The 17,349-nt window shown below is 59.6% G+C and carries 17 protein-coding genes and 3 pseudogenes; 8 read left to right on the top strand and 12 right to left on the bottom strand.

What is annotated here, in order from left to right:
* Nucleotides 1–37: 37 nt before the first annotated feature.
* Together vapB and vapC are read left to right on the top strand one after the other, a co-directional pair.
* Nucleotides 38–268 carry a type II toxin-antitoxin system VapB family antitoxin gene (gene vapB, locus QTL94_RS09135; protein WP_289801292.1) on the top strand — a complete coding sequence of 77 codons (231 nt, stop codon included), beginning with the start codon at nucleotides 38–40 and terminating at the stop codon, nucleotides 266–268.
* On the top strand, nucleotides 268–669 hold the full coding sequence (gene vapC, locus QTL94_RS09130) for a type II toxin-antitoxin system tRNA(fMet)-specific endonuclease VapC (RefSeq protein ID WP_289801291.1): 402 nt from the start codon (nucleotides 268–270) through the stop codon (nucleotides 667–669). The genes vapB and vapC overlap by 1 nt, the downstream gene beginning before the upstream one ends.
* Nucleotides 670–764: 95 nt before the next feature.
* Here the strand turns inward: vapC and QTL94_RS09125 are convergent.
* From QTL94_RS09125 to QTL94_RS09115, 3 genes and pseudogenes are all read right to left on the bottom strand, one after another.
* Nucleotides 765–1,881 (bottom strand): annotated as a pseudogene (locus QTL94_RS09125) (FlgK family flagellar hook-associated protein).
* Between the two features lie 12 nt (nucleotides 1,882–1,893).
* Nucleotides 1,894–3,189 carry a flagellar hook protein FlgE gene (locus QTL94_RS09120; RefSeq protein ID WP_113522857.1) on the bottom strand — a complete coding sequence of 432 codons (1,296 nt, stop codon included), beginning with the start codon at nucleotides 3,187–3,189 and terminating at the stop codon, nucleotides 1,894–1,896.
* A 458-nt stretch (nucleotides 3,190–3,647) separates the two neighbouring features.
* On the bottom strand, nucleotides 3,648–3,983 hold the full coding sequence (locus QTL94_RS09115) for a hypothetical protein (RefSeq protein WP_289801290.1): 336 nt from the start codon (nucleotides 3,981–3,983) through the stop codon (nucleotides 3,648–3,650).
* A gap of 486 nt (nucleotides 3,984–4,469) precedes the next feature.
* On the opposite strand from QTL94_RS09115, the gene QTL94_RS09110 reads away from it, so the two are divergent.
* Complete coding sequence (locus QTL94_RS09110) at nucleotides 4,470–5,489, top strand: substrate-binding domain-containing protein (RefSeq protein WP_289801289.1); 1,020 nt, start codon at nucleotides 4,470–4,472, stop codon at nucleotides 5,487–5,489.
* Between the two features lie 18 nt (nucleotides 5,490–5,507).
* Here QTL94_RS09110 and QTL94_RS09105 read toward each other — a convergent pair whose 3' ends face one another.
* From QTL94_RS09105 to QTL94_RS09080, 6 genes are all read right to left on the bottom strand, one after another.
* The gene (locus QTL94_RS09105; protein WP_289801288.1) at nucleotides 5,508–6,773 is read right to left on the bottom strand and encodes an ABC transporter substrate-binding protein; all 1,266 of its coding nucleotides are present in this window, start codon (nucleotides 6,771–6,773) and stop codon (nucleotides 5,508–5,510) included.
* A 25-nt stretch (nucleotides 6,774–6,798) separates the two neighbouring features.
* A complete protein-coding gene (locus QTL94_RS09100; RefSeq protein ID WP_289801287.1) occupies nucleotides 6,799–7,638 on the bottom strand; it encodes a carbohydrate ABC transporter permease in 840 nt (279 codons plus the stop codon).
* Nucleotides 7,635–8,561 (bottom strand): carbohydrate ABC transporter permease, encoded by a 927-nt coding sequence (locus tag QTL94_RS09095; protein ID WP_289801286.1) that lies wholly within the window; start codon nucleotides 8,559–8,561, stop codon nucleotides 7,635–7,637. Before QTL94_RS09095 ends, QTL94_RS09100 begins: the two co-directional genes overlap by 4 nt.
* Nucleotides 8,554–9,717 (bottom strand): ABC transporter ATP-binding protein, encoded by a 1,164-nt coding sequence (locus QTL94_RS09090; protein ID WP_289801285.1) that lies wholly within the window; start codon nucleotides 9,715–9,717, stop codon nucleotides 8,554–8,556. Before QTL94_RS09090 ends, QTL94_RS09095 begins: the two co-directional genes overlap by 8 nt.
* Nucleotides 9,714–10,550, bottom strand: a complete 837-nt coding sequence (locus tag QTL94_RS09085) for a metallophosphoesterase family protein (protein WP_289801284.1) — start codon at nucleotides 10,548–10,550, stop codon at nucleotides 9,714–9,716. The genes QTL94_RS09090 and QTL94_RS09085 overlap by 4 nt, the downstream gene beginning before the upstream one ends.
* 342 nt (nucleotides 10,551–10,892) lie before the next feature.
* On the bottom strand, nucleotides 10,893–11,645 hold the full coding sequence (locus tag QTL94_RS09080) for an SDR family NAD(P)-dependent oxidoreductase (protein ID WP_289801283.1): 753 nt from the start codon (nucleotides 11,643–11,645) through the stop codon (nucleotides 10,893–10,895).
* Nucleotides 11,646–11,754: 109 nt separating this feature from the next.
* Here QTL94_RS09080 and QTL94_RS09075 point away from each other — a divergent pair, with 109 nt between their 5' ends.
* Entirely contained in the window at nucleotides 11,755–12,657 is a 903-nt protein-coding gene (locus QTL94_RS09075; protein WP_289801282.1) for a LysR family transcriptional regulator, read from the top strand.
* 158 nt (nucleotides 12,658–12,815) lie between these two features.
* Here QTL94_RS09075 and QTL94_RS09070 read toward each other — a convergent pair whose 3' ends face one another.
* Nucleotides 12,816–13,193, bottom strand: a complete 378-nt coding sequence (locus QTL94_RS09070) for an EF-hand domain-containing protein (RefSeq protein ID WP_289801281.1) — start codon at nucleotides 13,191–13,193, stop codon at nucleotides 12,816–12,818.
* 138 nt (nucleotides 13,194–13,331) lie between these two features.
* Between QTL94_RS09070 and QTL94_RS09065 the strand changes: the two are divergent.
* Nucleotides 13,332–14,011: pseudogene (locus QTL94_RS09065) on the top strand (VIT1/CCC1 transporter family protein).
* 142 nt (nucleotides 14,012–14,153) lie between these two features.
* Here QTL94_RS09065 and QTL94_RS09060 read toward each other — a convergent pair.
* Nucleotides 14,154–14,417, bottom strand: a complete 264-nt coding sequence (locus QTL94_RS09060) for a DUF982 domain-containing protein (RefSeq protein WP_289801280.1) — start codon at nucleotides 14,415–14,417, stop codon at nucleotides 14,154–14,156.
* Nucleotides 14,418–14,828: 411 nt separating this feature from the next.
* Between QTL94_RS09060 and QTL94_RS09055 the strand changes: the two genes are divergently transcribed.
* The 3 genes and pseudogenes from QTL94_RS09055 to QTL94_RS09045 all read left to right on the top strand — a co-directional run bounded on the left by QTL94_RS09055 (nucleotide 14,829) and on the right by QTL94_RS09045 (nucleotide 16,108).
* Complete coding sequence (locus QTL94_RS09055) at nucleotides 14,829–15,029, top strand: hypothetical protein (protein WP_065692628.1); 201 nt, start codon at nucleotides 14,829–14,831, stop codon at nucleotides 15,027–15,029.
* Between the two features lie 145 nt (nucleotides 15,030–15,174).
* Nucleotides 15,175–15,309, top strand: a pseudogene (locus QTL94_RS28430) (alpha/beta hydrolase); the annotation flags it as partial.
* A 364-nt stretch (nucleotides 15,310–15,673) separates the two neighbouring features.
* Nucleotides 15,674–16,108, top strand: coding sequence for a DUF2721 domain-containing protein (locus QTL94_RS09045; protein WP_289801279.1), 435 nt, complete (start codon nucleotides 15,674–15,676; stop codon nucleotides 16,106–16,108).
* Nucleotides 16,109–16,157: 49 nt separating this feature from the next.
* Here the strand turns inward: QTL94_RS09045 and QTL94_RS09040 are convergent, their stop codons facing one another.
* A complete protein-coding gene (locus QTL94_RS09040) occupies nucleotides 16,158–17,204 on the bottom strand; it encodes a LacI family DNA-binding transcriptional regulator (protein WP_289801278.1) in 1,047 nt (348 codons plus the stop codon).
* Nucleotides 17,205–17,349 lie beyond the last annotated feature (145 nt).

Here is a 17,349-nt window from a genome sequence, read left to right as displayed (position 1 = left end):
AATGGGATATGCTATTTGTATATCCATGGAGCTGAAGATGGAGCAGGGAGCCGTGTTTCAAAACAATCGTAGCCAGGCCGTTCGGTTGCCGAAGGCTGTTGCCCTGCCTGATGACGTGAAGCGCGTTGACATCGTTGCTGTCGGGCGCACGAGGATTATTGCCCCTGCCGGAGAAGTTTGGGACAGTTGGTTCGAAGGTGAAGCAGTAACATCCGATTTCATGAACGAGCGCGACCAGCCAGCCTTGCAGGAGCGCGAGGCATTCTAATGCTGAAGTACATGCTGGATACCAACATCTGCATTTTCACGGTGAAGAACAGGCCACAGCAAGTACGAGAGGCTTTCAACCGTCACAATGGCCAGCTGTGCATTAGCTCGGTCACCTTGATGGAGTTAGTCTACGGCGCCGAAAAATCAGCAATTCCAGAAAGAAACTTATCTGTCGTCGAAGGCTTTGCGGCGCGGCTCGAGGTGCTCGCCTACGACCAAATGGCAGCAAGCCATACAGGCCAATTGCGGGCCGAACTCGCACGGAGCGGAACACCGATTGGACCTTATGATCAGCTAATTGCCGGTCATGCGCGCTCACGGGGCCTGATACTGGTCACGAACAATCGGCGTGAGTTCGACCGCGTTCCGGGCTTGCGAATAGAAGACTGGACAGCCTAGCAGGACCTGACGACTGTTGGCCGCAGGCCTGCAGTCTATCTGCCAATAGCATATTGTTCCCACGGCAAATCGCGACCAGCCACGATTTTCTCCCGTCACAGATAGTCCACCAAACTCAAACTTTGCAGCTTCGAGACAAGCGTGTAAGCGGTTTCGAGCTGCGTCTGAAACGTGTTGATCAATGTCGATGCTTCGTAGGTATCAACACCCTGCAGTTCGGTCAGCCGGGTCGTCAGGAGAGACGATTGTGCGTCCAGTGCGTCGTTGGCCTTTTCGACGCGCTCTTGCGACAGCCCAAGAACGCTCTGTTGGTAACCAAGGCTGAACTGGCCTGAGATGCATAGCTTATTGCCGATGATGTTACCGCGCTTAGAGCATCAGCACTGATGTCCTGCGATCCGATCGCCGAGATAACGGTCGCCGCCAGGGCGAGATAACGCATTCCGTCCGAGTTGGCATTGGTTGAGGATGTGGCGGTCTCGGACGCACTGATCCGACTGGTCATGTTCGTGCTGCGGGCCGTCGTCTCAAACAGCGTTGTCCTGTCACTCGTGTACAGCGCCATGTCGTTGTTATCGCGGGTCATCGTGGTAACCCCGATGATCGACGATATCTGCTTGAGCAGCGCATCCCGCTGGTCAAGCGCGCTCGACGTATCCGCGCCGGTTGCAGTTGCGACCTTGACGGCATCATTTGCCGCTTGGAACTGCGCCAGAAGGCTGTTCAGCGTGTCGACCTGGGTCGCAATTTCCGCATCGGCGTCCTCGCGAAGAGATTGAACGCTGTCACTGGCATCGTTGAGCGAGTTTGCCAGATCCTGCGCCGCGGTTACTGCCGCCTGGCCGGCGACAGAGCTGCTCGGTGATGCTGCAAAGGTCTGTAGTGCCTCGTGAAAAGCGGCGAGATATATGCTTGGGGACGTTCGTAATCGTTGCCCCCAAGGATCGATTTCAGTTGCTCCAATCCGTCGAGCAAGGTCTGCTGTCCGCTATCGCTCGCATTCGCCTGCAAATATTGCGTCAGCAGTGCATCTTCCTGCGCGCGAGAGACGGCAACGACCTGTGCTCCATCAAGTGAGGTCGTGACCGATGCTTCCCTGCGCACATAGTCGGTGTTGCTTGAGTTGGCGATATTGTTGGCGACAACACTGCTTTGGTAGGTCGTCGTGCTGAATATGCTTTTTGTCGTCTTGAGCGCGGCGGACAATGACATCGGCGGCTGTCCTTATCGCTTCAGGTTGACGAGAACGTCCATGATGTCCGAGCCGGTTTGGAAGACCTTGGAGTTGGCGGTGTACGAACGCTGAGCCTCGATCATCTCAGTCAGTTCGCCGGCCAGATCGACGTTGGAGCTTTCCAAAGCGCCCGACTGGATGGAACCAAGCCCGTTCGACTGCGGAAAGCCCGTCACCGTTACACCCGACGCGCCGTTCGCGCTGTACACGTTTCCGCTGAGCAAGGTGAGATTGTCGGGACTTGCAACGGTCGCCAGCGGGATCTGATACAGCGATTTTGTCGTTCCGTTCGAATAGGAAACCGACACGACGCCGTCGGTTCCGATGCTGACGGAACTGACCGTGCTTGCGGCCTGACCGTCGGCGGACCCGGTGGCCGCGAAATCAGATGCGAGCTGCGTAAAGTCCGAGTAGTCCATCGTGATCGTCCCGGCCGTTACCGGGTCGACGATGTCCGTATCGGTGGCCGATGCGAGTTGCCCATTCGCATCGAAGTTCAGCGTGGCAACGCTGACGGCGCTGGACGAATAGGGGAAAGAGGTCGTACCGCCTGTCGTGGCGTCGGCATTGCGATAGACCGCCACCTCCCAGGTCGAGCCCGTTACGGCGCCGTTCGCATCGGTAATTTCGCCGGTCTTGGTGAAGTAGTAGTCGTACTGCACCGTGTTGCCGAGGGTGTCATAGGCCACCAGCGACATCTTCTTGGTGTCGTCGGTGATTGTCGTTGCGTCGTTGGCGCTCGGCAATGTGCTGGTGTCTGAAACAACTTCCGCGCTCGCATCCAGATTGCCGCTGAAATAGGCTGACGTGGAAGCCACGGCGCTAAGGCCCGACTGGCTGACATTGATCGGAACAAGGCCATCAAAGCCGTTCACGACGACGGCCGGAGCGCCTGAGTCATAGGAGTAGCCCATCAACGTGTAGCCGGCACTGTTGACGAGATTGCCGCTGGAATCGACGGAGAAATCGCCTGCGCGCGTCAAGACCGGCGTACCGTCTGCGCCAGTGACGATGAAGAAGCCGTCCCCTGAGATCGCGAGATTATATGCCGACGTCGTATAGGAGATATCACCCTGTTCGGCGACGGCCTGGCGCACCGTCGTCTGCACGCCGCCTGAGCTGTAGTTGCCAGTCGTGGACGGCAATACGAGGGAGGAAAACGCAGTGGAGACCGACTTGTAACCCGTCGTATTGGAGTTGGCGATGTTATCGGCGACCGTGCTCAAGCGATTTGCCTGCGCCGCCATTCCAGATACCGCTGTTTTCATGCTGCCGAAGATGCTCATGGCGCTTCCCTGTCTTGGTTTGAGAGACATGCCGCCGCCAACTCGAGCCACAGCAACAACCGCACGGAAGACATGTGTCGACCGTGTTGTCTGGCGGGAAGTTGGGATTGGCTTTAGCCGTGCGGATCATCCGCACACGCACGCTGACACTTGCTTTAACTCAGGCCGGTCAGCGGTGAATCATTAAAGTACCTTATAGTACCGTAAATATAAAGCTGACTTCCGCAACCCGATAAATGACCTGCGATTTTTTGTTCAGAGGAGGCCATCAAAAGACATCTGGCAGCCGAGGACGGTGTGTCCGCGCTTATTTAGGCGTAAGCGGTTGAGCGGTCGCGAGATGCCGATGAACCTGTTGCCGGATCAGGGGAGTTCGCGGAGTCAATATTGCATCCGGCAGTTGTCGAACGACCGACAACACCATTCGTGCCGGCTACTTGGATGGCTGATCGACGAGCCTACGCGCGAAAAAAGACGACGTTGCTCTGAGGCGCAAGCTGGAGGCGAACCTCATCAAAGAAGATGTCGATCATTCGCAGGAGGTCGCTGCGCGCGTCTGCGATCGCGCCTTGAGATCGGGGTTGACGTCCGAAAGTACCCAACGCCCGCAAAAGCGTGTTCATCGAGACGCTGATAGCAGGAAGGCAATCGACAACATAAGCACATGCAGGCGCGGCGTCGAGGACCTCCACGATCAGGCTGTGTGTTGCTTTTGGGAGCAGCGTCGCGGTGGTTGCGTCGCAGCAACTGATCTGTGTACGAAGCTCGCACAGCTTCTGGATTGTCTCTGACATCTGTCTTTCCGCTCTAATATCGCTCGTAGCAAAGAGATCGATCGCTCGCCGTTTTCAGGCCGAGCGATCGAGAGCCTATCCGGCCCATCGCCATTTTCCTTGAGGGGTTGGAAGGGCGATACTCACGACCCGGCTCTTGGACGGGCCAATCAAAAATCATCAACATAAGTCCGGCAAAACCTGCCTTACGCAACTGTCAGACTGGCATCTCTCTTGCCGACCTGTTGCGTTGCGATGTGCAAGCATTTGACCACGAAGCGTGACCTCGGTGTGGCCGCAGTGTTTCAAATGATTGCTGAGCTGAAAGGATTTGTAATGATGGGCAAGCGACGCGTGCACTCATCTTGAGCGCGCTCTGGTGGGCACGATGCGCTCGCGGGCAGTCGTGCGACAGCTTTGTATCCACTGCGTTTCCGTCATCGTTCCATGACAAGCCGTGTGTATTGATCTGCCCCAAATTATCTTCCGAGAAGAGGGCGACGATTGATGGCGACTCTGAAACAGGTTGCGTTGCGGGCGGGGTGCTCGTCAGCGACCGCAAGCCGGGTCCTGAACCTGAGCGGACCCGTCAGCCAGGCGACCGCGCTTCGGGTGCGGCGGGCCGCAGCAGAGATCGGCTACGGGTTCGGTGCTCCATTCAGTCGCAATACCCGACGCCCCGTCATCGGTGTCCTGGTGCCAAGCGTCACCAATCCAGTCTTTGCCTCTTCTCTCTCAGGCATACAGAATCGCATGTTGGCCGCCGGCCATAGCGTTTTGATTGCCCAGTCGAACTATGATCCGGACCAGGAAGCGCATGCTGTCGCCAGTTTGCTGGGCGAGCGTCCGACCGGTCTCATCCTCACGGTCTGCGACGGTGGCACCAGTCTTGCGGCCGAACGCGACTTGCCGCCGACCGTGCTTCTCGGCAGTTCGCCAAGCGAGCGCTTTCCCGCGGCGGTGACGGTCAACAACTACAGGGCAGGGCACCGGCTGACCGAATTCCTGCTGTCGAAGGGACATAGCAGGATCCTCTATGTCTCCGGCAATTTCGCTGCCTCGGACCGGGCGCTGTTGCGATACCACGGATATCGGAAGGCGATGGAGGACGCGGGCGTGGTGCCGCTCGATGCGATCGAGACGTCCTTCGTGAGCGGCTACGACCAACTGGATCTCGGTCGCGCCCTGCAGGCTCATCGCCCCACGGCCATCATCGGCTCGAACGATCTGATCGCGCTTAGCGTCATCGGCGCGGTACGGCGCGAAGGGCTTTCCGTTCCCGGTGATGTGTCTGTCGCTGGATTCGACGGTATCGCGATCGGCAAGCTCATCGATCCGCCGCTGACGACCATCGAGATGCCGGATGCCATCATGGGGACGACGGCCGCCTCGCTGCTGCTCGATATCGCCGAAAACAATGCGCCGCGCCGGCATCTCGAGCTCCCCTACGCCCTGCGCGAAGGAGGCACCGTGCGCACCTTTGAACAAGGCGAAACCGCCGCAACCGTCAGGCGCGGCGGTTCCTAGTATCATTCATAATGCGTCTTAGCTGCGCGGCAGCATGCCTTCGACATCACCGGCTGCATCGTCAAGCGCTTCCTTCGGTTCGGCAGAGCCGTCGACGATGCGCGACAGGTTGTCGACGATGGTCTGGGTAACCTTGACGCCGTTCGATCCCGGGAAGGCATACCACGGAACCATCAGGGGCATCTGGCTGAGGCCGGCCTGGAAGAGCGGGTTCTTCTTGTAGAAGTCACCGAGATACTCAGCCGACTTGGCGGCGAGTTCGTTGTTCGGGACGTAGCCGGTGCCGGGGACGACAACTGAAGCGCCGTAAGGACCGGCGGCGAACTTCGCGAACTTCCAGGCGGCTTCCTGCTTGGCCGTATCGTGAGTCAGGATGACTACGGCGTTGCCGCCCGTTGGGAGGTGGCCCTTTTCAGGATCGATCAGCGGGATCTTCGCGGTGCGCAGATCGAACTTCTTGCCGACGTTCTTGATCGTGTTGACGAGCGCTCCAGTCGTCTGAAACTCGAAACCAACCTTGCCGGCAGCAAAAGCTTGCTCGCCTGCCGGCTTGGTGAACACCGGCATTCCGCCTTCCTTGATCATGCGGGCGATCAGGTCGACGGCCTTCTGGCCTTCGGGACCGTTGAAGGCGACCTTCTGTTCGTCCGTGCTCAGCATCGATCCGCCGGCGCCGAAGAGCAGCGCCGAGAACATCCAGTCGTCGCCCTGCCAGCGGAAGTCGATGCCGTCGACGCCATTGCCGAGAGCCTTGATCTTGCCGCCGAGCGCGATGACTTCGTCCCAGGTCTTCGGCGGGTTATCAGGGTCACCACCGGCAGCCTTCACCAGATCGGCGTTGTAGTACATGATCGGGTTCGAGGTCGCGAAAGCGAGGCCGACCTGCTTGCCGTTGACCTGGGCGAGTTTCAGGATCGTGTCGGAGAAACCCTGCTCCGCCATGTTGCCCTCTTTCTGGACAATCGGCGTCAGGTCGACAGCGACATTGCGTGCGTCGAGCATACGAAGGCGGTTGAGGCCGATGAAGGTCAGGTCGGGCATTTCCGAGGTGCCGGCCTGGCGCAGGATGAGCTGAATGCCATCCTCATAGGTCGCGGACGGCGCGGCGAACTGGATCTTGATGTCCGGGTTTTCTTCCATGAACTTCTTCGAGACCGTATCCATAACGTCCTTGAAGAAACCTGGCATGGGATAGTGCACGGTCAGCGTGGTTTCGGCATAGGCCGGCAGGGCCGCAGCCATCGACAGCGTAGCCGCTGCGAGGAACTTGGTGAAATGCTTCATCGCTGGTTCTCCTGGGTTCGACCGGTCAGCCTTTGAGACCGGTCATGGTTATGCCTTCGACGAAGCGCTTCTGGGCGAACAGGTAGGCTGCGACGAGAGGGATGGTGATGATGATGGTGGCCGCCATCAGCGCCCCGTAGTCGTCACCGGCTTCCGCGGCGCGGAAGTTCATGAGACCAAGCGGCGGCGTGGCGTATTGCGGCTTGCTGATCACGATCAGCGGCCAATAGAGATCGTTCCAGTGCGCGACGACCGAGAAGATCGCGAATGCGGTGACCGCCGGCCATGCGTTCGGCACGATCACGCCGGAGATGATGCCGAGTTCCGACATGCCATCGAGCCGCGCGGCATTGATGAGGTCGTCAGGTATGGCGCGGAAGAACTGCAGGAACAGGAAGATCGCGAAAACCGAGATCGTGAACGGCGCGACCAACGCGGTATAGCTGTTGAGCAGCGAGAGCTTGTCGAAGCCGACATAGAGCGGCAGCGCCGTGGCGTGGATCGGCACAAGCAGCCCCAGCATGACAAGAGCCATCATGGTGCGCGCCGCGCGGAAACGCAGCTTGGCCATGGCGTAGGCACAAGGAATGGCGACGACCACCTGAAAGAAGAAGATCAGCGCGCAGACGAGAACGCCGTTCCACAGGAGCCGGCCCATATCGACCTTTTCGAGCGCCTTGCTGAAATTCTCCAAGTAGCGGAACTGTTGCGGGATAAGCGACAGGGCGGCGGTGAAGATATCGTCCTGCGCCTTCCCGGCCGTGGAGATCATGAAGATGTAGGGTGCCAGGAAGATAACGGCGCCGAGGATCAGGAGCGCCAGGCGCAACAGGCGGCCGGGCGTCAGACGAGACTGTGTTCTCATGTGTAGTGCACCCGCCGGTCGAGGATACGGTACTGAAGGAACATCAGCACGACGAGAATGGCGAGAAAGACCATGGTCATGGCGGAGGCATAGCCAACCTTCATGTACACGAAGCCTTCCTGGTAGATGGTGAAGAGCAGCACCTCCGAGGCATGGTTCGGACCGCCATCCGTCAATGTCTTCACGGTCTCGAAGGTCTTCACGGCATTGGTGATGCTGATGATGACGACGAAAAGCGTCGTCGGTCCGAGCATCGGCCAGGTCACGAGCCGGAAGCGATCAAGCGACGATTTGGCGCCGTCGATCTCGGCCGCGGCATAGAGCTCGCGCGGGATTGCCGTCAATCCGGCAAGAAACAGCACCATGTTGAAGCCGACCGATTGCCAGATGCCGATGATGGCAAGGCTGTAGAGCGCGGTGGATGAACTGCCGAGCCAGTTAAGCTTGGGGAGGCCGACGAGGCCGGCCAACGCGTTGATCGGACCGATGGTCGGATGAAACAGATACTGCCACACGGTTGCCATCGCGACGATCAGGGAAACGACCGGCAGGAAATAGGCGGTACGGAAGAAGCTCTTCCCCCAGCCTTCGCTTTCGATCAGCAACGCGACGCCAAGGCCGAGCAGGATCGAAACGGGTGCGACGATTGCAGTGTAGAGCGTCGTGTTCCAGAGCGCCTTGCGGAAGATGCGGTCGCTGAAGAGATGGGCATAGTTTTCGAAGCCGACGAAGCGGATGTTGCCGACGCCGAGTTCGAAATCTGTGAAGCCGAGGATCAGCACGGCAACGACGGGAAGCAGCACGAAAAGGACAAGGAGCACGATTGCGGGCGCCGCCAGCAACCAGGCGGTGCGCGCCTCGCTGCGCTCGTGCTGGACAGCAGCCGAAACCGAACCCGCGTGACTGATGGCGATGCTAGCCATGGGCTTTCTCCCTGGAAGCATCGACCGTCAACGGCAATGTGCGCTGCCGGCGGCCATCTTCGGCAAAGACCAATGCCTTGTCCGAAGCGAGTGAAAGGCCGATCTGCATACCGGTGGAAAGGCCTGCGGCTTCGGCCGGTGCAAGCTTGGCGACGATTGCTTCCCCGATTGCGTCCAGGCGGCAAAAAAGCAGGACTTCGGAACCGAGAAACTCCATGCGTTCGATCCGCGATGACAACGCTCCCTGCCGATCGCCCGCAAGCTGTACGAATTCCGGACGAATGCCGAGCTTCACCTCGGAGCCAGCAAAAGCCCTGTCATCGAGTTTCAGCCTGATATCGCCGAAAGCGACTGTGCCATTCTCGACGCGGGCTGGAAGCAGGTTGATGCGCGGCTGGCCGACGAAGCGGGCCACCTCGACATGGGCCGGATCGTCGTAGATCGTCTGCGGTGCTGCAAGTTGCAGCAATTCTCCGCCGATCATGACCGCGACGCGGTCGGCCATCGAAAGCGCCTCTGCCTGGTCGTGCGTCACATAAACGGTCGGCACGCCGGCGCGGCGGTGAAGCTCCACGATCTCGCCGCGGGCATGAACGCGCAGATTGGCATCGAGGTTGGAGAGCGGTTCGTCCATCAGGAAGACGCTCGGATGGCGCACCATCGCACGGGCCAATGCAACACGCTGGCGCTGGCCGCCTGACATCTGTGCCGGTTTGCGATCGAGCAGATGATCGATCTTCAGCGCCTTTGCCGTTTCCTTGACATCGCGGGCGATGCCGGAACGGATCGCGCGGTGGCCGGGCATGAGCGGTCCGACAAACGGAAACCGCTGTGTCCGGCTAAGCCGGCGCATCGCGAGCGGCACGGCGATGTTCTGACCCGCCGTCAGGTGGGGATAGAGCGCGTAGGACTGGAAGACCATGGCGATGTTGCGGTCTGCCGCGGCGACGCCCGACATTTCGCGGCCGTCGATGCTGATCTCGCCGTTATCAGCATGGTCGAGGCCGGCGAGAATGCGAAGGAGCGTGCTCTTTCCGCAGCCGGAGGGGCCGACGAGCGCGATGAACTCACCCGGCTGCACATCCAGGCTGACACCCTTGAGGATGGCGTTGTCGCCGTAGGATTTCGCAATACCCTTGAGGGAGAGCGCGCTCATTGCGCCGGCTCCGTCTGGACCTTGTGAGCCTCGTGCGGATAGACCTCGGCAACGATGTCGTCGAGCACATGCGCCACCATGCCAGGAACGGCGACGATCTGGCTGGTTACGCCCTGATCGAGCTCGTGAACGACAGCACCGATGAGCTTCTCGCCCGGCATGTCGCGTTCCATGCCGCCGAGAATAAAGGCTGCGGAAGGACCCCAGACGAGCGACGTGTCGAGGTGGCGCCCGGCCCATGCCCAATGCAGGTGGCCACTGGCGAACAGCGCGACATCGTGGGCCGCGATCAGATCGAAGAGCCTGCGACGTTGTGCCGGACGAACGCTCCAGTAGCCCGTGTCGCCCTCATCGGGCGCATCGACGAACAGCGGCTTGTGGGCGAACATCGCGACGCGCCGGCCGGAGCGCTCGGCGAGCGTCTTTTCGAGCCATTCGAACTGCGCTTCTTCTTCGGCGTCCTCGAATCCGAGGAGCAGGCTGTCGATGCCGATCAGCCGCCAGTCGGCGACATCCTCGGCCCAATAGTCCGGGCCGACCACGCTGCGCCAGCGCCCGAGCCGGACCTGGTCGACCGGCTGCAGGGAGCCCGGAAGATGCCCGACGTCGTGATTGCCCGGCACGAGCAGCATTGGAATGGAAACCTGTCGCATCAGGTCCATGCAGAAACGCAGATCTTCTTCCTTGTCCGCACCATCGACGGAGAGATCGCCGGTATGAACGATCAGGTCCGCACCGCTCTTCTCGAGCCATTCCTTCAGAGGCTGCCAGTTACCGTTGAAATGCGGCTTTGACGGGCTGAAATGGGTATCGGTGATCTGAACAATCTTCACGGCGGTGCTCTCCAGTTCGATGCGCCCCCGCCGGAAAACCGGCGCCGGGCTCTAAGCTGTCGCCTCTTTAGTGCCCCCGAATGTCAGGCTGGTAACAACCGTTTCCACCGTTCTTCCAATTGCGTCACCGGATCGTCACATGCGGCGCCGCCGAAGCCTATCCTTTGCTCGATGCCGAGGGATTGGGCATAACTGGCCGCTCATTCCTGCCTCAAGCATACGGCCGCATGAGCGCTTCTTCGTATCAGGGGGAGGGCGCTGTCGCCCTCCCGAAGATTTATCTGCGAGTCGATCGAGAAGCATGGCGATGCCTGCCATACTCCGTTCTCGAAGACTAGCTGATCAGATCTGAACCTGACCGCCGTCGACGAACAGCTCGACGCCGTTGACGAACGAGGCCTCGTCGGAGGCAAGGAACAGCACCGCCTTGGCGATCTCTTCCGGCTTGCCGATGCGGCCGGCCGGGATAAGGCCGGCGAGGTAGTTCTTGGTGTTTTCGGCGCTGTCGCCATCACCAAAGAGTTCGTTGAGGCCAGCCGTGTCCGTCACACCGGGGCTGACAACATTGACCCGGATATGGCGATCCTTGAGATCCAGGATCCAGTTGCGGGCAAAGTTGCGGACGGCCGCCTTGGTCGCGGAGTAGACGCTGAATGCCGGCGTGCCAGAGACGCTAGTGGTCGACGAGGTCAGGACGACGGAGCCGCCATCGCGAAGCAGCGGAAGCGCCTTCTGGACGGTGAAGAGCACGCCCTTGACGTTGGTATCGAAGGTCTTCTGGTAGTGCTCTTCGGTGATCGCGCCAAGCGGTGCGAACTCGCCGCCCCCGGCATTGGCGAAGACGGTGTCGATATGGGAGTGCTTCTGCTGGACGGCGTCGTAGAGACGGTCGATGTCGACGAGGTTGCTCATGTCGCCCTGGACACCGGTGACGCGTCCGCCGATTTCCCTGACTGCAGCATCAAGCGCTTCCTTGCGGCGACCAGTGATGAATACCGAAGCGCCTTCCTCAGAGAAGGCCTTTGCCGTGGCATGCCCGATGCCGCTCGTGCCTCCGGTGACAACCACTACTTTGTTTTCGAACTTCTTGGTCATTGCTTAGCTCCTTGTGTTGCGGCCGCTTGCCGTTGAGAAAGAACATGCCAGCAGAACGCTGATGCAAATAGTCGGCAATAATGTTACTTAGCGTTCTATCTGGAGAACGATGATGCGATCTGACCTGAACGACCTGGTGTACTTTGCGGAGGTGGTGTCACATGGTGGGTTCGCGGCCGCGGGGCGGGCGCTACGCGAACCGAAGTCGAAGCTTAGCCGTCGTATCGCCGGTCTCGAGGCCCGGCTTGGCGTCCGACTGATCGAACGCTCGAGCAGACGGTTTCGAGTGACCGATGTCGGGCAGACCTTCTACGAACATTGCAAGGCGATGGTCGCGGAGGCGGAGCAGGCCGAAGCGCTGGTGGCAGAAGCGCGCTCGGAGCCACATGGGCTGATCCGGATGAGCTGCCCGACTGGCCTGGTCGAGCTGGTCTCCAGACTGGTGACGCAGTTTCTCGAGCGCTATCCGAAAGTGCGCCTGCAACTCGTCGCGATCGACCGCCCTGTCGATCTGATCGAGGAGCGGATCGATGTCGCACTCCGGGTTCGAACGTCGCTTGACGGCGACGCTTCGCTGACTATGCGCTCGCTGGGAAATTCGGTGCGTATCCTCGTCGCCAGCCCGCAGATTGCCAGTCGGGTCACCGGCATTGAAGATCTTGGCAATCATCCGACTCTTTCGACGAGCGACGATCAAGGTGACGTGGACTGGCATCTCGAAACGAATGATGGCCGACGGCATATTCTGAGCCATACCCCACGGATGGGCTGCGCCGACTTTACGGCTGTTCGCGCCGCCGCCGTGGCGGGCCTCGGCATCGCACTGCTTCCAGACCACACGTGTCGCGAGGCGCTTGATGAAGGCAGGCTCGTACGGGTTCTTCCGGGGTGGAGCGGCATGCAGGGTCTGGTGCATCTCGTGTTCACCACCCGCCACGGCCTGCCGCCCGGCGTCCGCAAATTCATCGACAGCATCGCCGCAGGTTTTCCAAAGGATGCGTTGGGGCACTGAATATGTCTTGTCTGACGAAGACGGTGCGGCCGTAGTCGCCTTCGCCAGGCGCTTCAGTGTTTCAGTATCGATTTCCTGCATCGGCGCGACCGGATCAATGGCATGACATCGCCGCTGTTCACGGGCCGAAACACCACTCTGACCAGGTGAATCTGCGCTCACCTGTCTTGCATGAACGCCCGCAGTTCGTCGGGTGTGATCTTGCCGTCATGGTTGGTATCGACCGCAGTGAAGATCCGCTTGTGGATCGCAACCATCTCATCGAAAGAAATCGCGCCGTCCCCATCGGAATCCGCGATGGCGAACATGATCTTCATCATGTGACCGCGCATGGGTCCCATAGCGGGCATGTCCTCGGTCATCCAGGGCTGCATCATGGTTCCGCGATCCATCATGCCGGGCATCATCTTCGACGGATCGGAATGAGACTGATCGCCCGACTGCGCAACGTCCGGACCATTTGTCTGGGCGGAGGCGATCCCGATTGTGCCGGCAAGGGCAAGGAGGGCGATAGTCGCCAGCTTGAAGGTGCGCATTTCGTGTCTCCTCTTTCAGGTCTTGCTCCACAAATGGGGGGCCGCTTTGATCAATAGGGTAAATCCGGTGTTGCAACGTTGTGCTGGATCAAATTGCGGACCTGTAAGCATCTAATATATTTGGAGAGACAGCGGGCTTTGGCGTCTGATCGCCGCCCGAGCAGACCGCGGCTGCGTGCGGCTGTTCTCGGCGCCAACGATGGGATCGTTTCGACGGCGAGCCTGATCGTAGGGGTTGCCTCGTCCTCGGCAGCAAGTTCCGACGTCCTGATCGCCGGCATCGCGGGGATGGTGGCAGGTGCCGTGTCGATGGCGGCCGGAGAATATGTTTCGGTCAGTTCCCAATCGGATACCGAGCAGGCGGATCTCGCCCGCGAGCGGCAGGAGCTGGCGACCCAGCCAGAGGCAGAGCGCGAGGAACTGGCACAGCTTACGTCAAGCGTGGTGTCGAGATCGACTTTGCCCGGCGCGTTGCGGACCAATTGATGGAAAAAGATGCGCTAGAAGCCCACGCAAGAGATGAACTCGGCATATCGGAAATCACGACGGCGCGACCGGTGATCGCCGCCCTTACGTCTGCCCTTACATTTGCGGTCGGCGCAGCGATGCCGCTTGGGATGGTCTTGATTGCACCTGCGTCCAGCCTGGTGACGGCGGTTTCGATCGCTTCCCTATTGTTTCTCGCAGTGCTCGGCGCCGTGGGAGCAAAGGCAGGTGGAGCCAACGTCCTGAAAGCGACCGCACGCGTCACTTTCTGGGGCGCCTTTGCCATGGCGCTGACCGCTGGAATCGGAACGCTGGTCGGTAGGGCAGTGTAGCGTGGACTTCCCCCGTAGGCCGGCCATCAGTTGCTCCGCGTGCATTACGAATGATGGCACCCGCCCAATCAGGCATAAGTGACGCTAGGTTCAGCCAAGCACACCGCGCGGACACGGGGATCTTGGATGGTGCCTTGCGCCTCTAGTGGACGACGGTGATCACCGGGATACCAGCTTCCTCGGCGGCTCGAATGAGGGCGATGCGCGCTTCCTTCGCTGGGACCCTGCCGTGAATTGCTTCCAGGCACGCCTTGATGGCTCCCATGTATTCCTCACCGTCATCCGAGGGCCACGCAATGATTAGCGCTTCTGCGACATCACGCAGTGATCCGATATGCCTGTATTTATCTCGTCCACCCATCACCAACAACAATGGCAGGAAGTCTTCATTTCTGTCCCAATTCACTACAACTGCACCTCGATCGGTTTACAGATTGCTAACCTTGCAAGTTCCGTTCCGCGGAGGCGCCGGATGGACGTACATCAAATCCTGTTCGCAAGTGCGGTAATTGTCATATAATTAGATGTTCTAAAATCATCGGAAAATCAGTTGCTTGAGGCGTTCATCTGGGCTAGGTTTTTGCCCAAGGCGGCGGTGTGCTTCACCCTGCATATATCTTCGGATTGCATCTGGTTGGTGATGCCGGGAGGGAGGGACGATGAGCCAATCTTTTCGACTGCCCGCCTCCATGGTGGCGGAGCGAACGTGTTGCGCCGGCTGGACCCGATACCGGCTTTCAAGCCCCTGAGGGCGTCGCAAATCTTTCATTCATTATTGCTAATAGTGCGCATGGTTGTGCGAGGGCGGAGGTTTGGCATGCGCAAGCAAGCTGTCATCTTTAATGGTCAGGAAGTCGGGATCGCCGTTCCGGTCGATAACCGTCTGCGGTTCATCGCTGTCCGGTTCCACGTCATCGACCTCGATAATCGTGTGTTCGATACGGTGACAGATATCAGGCGTGCGATCGCTGAGCATATTACCGCAACCACCTCGGGGAGGCTGGTGCTTTCCAACTGATCTCCGCGCTGGAATGAGTAAGGGAATGCACTCGGTGTGATCCTGGTACTAGAGACGTTACGGGATACTACGGGCCTGCGCCGGCATGGGATGCTAATTTTTCCTCGGCTAAGTTGGCGATGAGGGCGCATTGCGCTCGACCGGGGTCATGTTGGCGTCGCCGGACGTTGATGTCGACGTTTTCGGCTCACAGATTGTCGACATGGGTAAGCAACGGCCGCATTTCACGCTCTTCGTCTCCCGCGACGACCGCGCGCTCGCTCTCTCCCGCCGCGTCTGGGCAACGTCCCCGCTGCTGGCGTGGTCATTTCCGCTCCCGTCGCGATCGTCGATCAGAACACGCGGCAGAATACAGCCACTATGCCGAGACGCTCGTCCCCGCCGGGTCGTGAATCGAAGCCATATACGGCCAAAAGCAAGTGTGAAACCACCAGGCAGACAGCAGCGAAGAACTGCGATCGTTAGGCTGCTGCAACATTGGCTTGCGCTTGGATGAAAACTCATCCCCACTGTCCTTGGTAAGCGGCGTGGCGATAGTCCGCGACGTCGCCGTTGGCCAAACAGGCCAGGAAAACAAGCGCTGCTGAGCCACGAGGCCACCCTCGTGCTCAAGCTCTCAAGATGGGCTCAACATAGGAGATGTGATGCTGAACGACGTTACAACCGCTGAACAGATCTCTCGCGTGATTTCGCAAGCGACGGCCCCGGCCTTTCTATTGGGTGCGGTCGCAGCATTCATCTCGGTTCTGATCACCCGCATGAACCGGATCGCGGATCGCAGCAATGTCTTAAGCGCCTTTCCCGAGGGGGACATCAGTCGCAGCCACCTTCAGATCGTTCTTCCACGATTGAAGCGGCGCGCGAGGCTGCTCAACAAGGCAATCGAGTTTGCCGTGATAAGCGGAATATGCACGACCGCGCTCGTCATATTGGCTTTTGCCAGCTCTCTTCTCAACCTCAAGCATGAATACGGCGCAGCAGTTATGTTCTCCATAGCGCTCCTGTTCTTCGCCGCCTCCCTGGTGACATTGCTGTTGGAGGTGCGCGCCGCGCTCCATGACCTCGATTTCTATGTGTAGGCGGCGCCAGCGTGCAGAAGCAATCTGCGGCAGCACGCCGGGCGCAATGTCAGCTTGGCGTAGCCGGTCCAACCGATGACCGTTCGATCAGGGTGGTCGCGACCGAAGCGGAAGCTTCTTCGTCGGACGGAGACGTCGACCTCTCGATCAACCGCATCACCTCCTCGCCGATGGCGTGATAGGGCTGGGCGATCGACGTCAATGGCGGCGCCAGAAGTCGGGCTATGCTGTCGTCGTAACCGATAACGGAAATATCGTCGGGCACTCGCAAGCCGCGTTCATAAATGGCTTGCAGTACGCCGGCCGCCAGTATGTCCGAGCCTGTCAGGATGGCCGTCGGTCCTTCGCTTTTCAGCAGTTCTTTTCCGATCACATAGCCGGGCGGACCGCCGCCTGTGTGGGAGGGATTGTAGTCTCCGAGCACGACAGGGCAATCTTCCAGGGCAAGTCCTGATGCCGTGATCGCATCGCGAAAGGCGTCGGCGCGTAAAGTTTCGGCCGCGACCGGCTTGCTCATGGCGAGTTCGTCCGGAATCTTGCCGCCCACGAAAGCGATCTTGCTATGGCCTTGCCGGTGGAGCGCCGCTACGGCCTCGACCATGCCAGTCCGCGGGTCAATCTCGATGACGCTTGCTCCCTCGATGATATGTCGCTCGATCTCGATGATGGGCAGTGCAGCCGCCTGGATCGGTTCGAAGTTTTTCGGGTCCAGGCCGTGGCAGAGGACGACAGCATCGACACCGTGTTCGAGGAACTGGCTCACGCCGGTTGCCTCGGCGTCGCTCGAATACCCATGATTGACTGTGAGCATTGAGTAACCGCGGTTCATGGCCGACGTGCGGATCGCGTGCGAAATGTGGGTGAAGAAGGGGTTCTCCCGTGCCGAGGAGAGCACTAGCCCCACCGAGTAGCTTCGTTGCATTCGAAGCGAGCGGGCCTGGAGGTTCGGGCGATACCCTATTGCCTCGACGGCATCGAGAACGCGCTTTCGGTTCTCTTCCGATACGTAGCCATTGTTGTGGATCACGCGTGATGCCGTGGCCGGCGATACCTTCGCCATCCGCGCCACATCGGCCATTGTCGCCTTTACGTTCATGGATCCTCTCTGCTGCTTCGCCAAATCTCTCTTGCACCATCATTATAGATGTGCAATGTGGTGACGTCATCATAAATGTGTGGTGACGTCACCACATTCGGTGTGCACCCTGGGAGGGGTGTTGTCTTTTGAGGGAGGAAGAGCC

Origin of the sequence: Rhizobium sp. S96, from assembly GCF_030382195.1 — a bacterium.
Taxonomy (GTDB): Bacteria; Pseudomonadota; Alphaproteobacteria; order Rhizobiales; family Rhizobiaceae; genus Rhizobium.
This window is presented reverse-complemented; position numbering and strand designations above follow the sequence as displayed.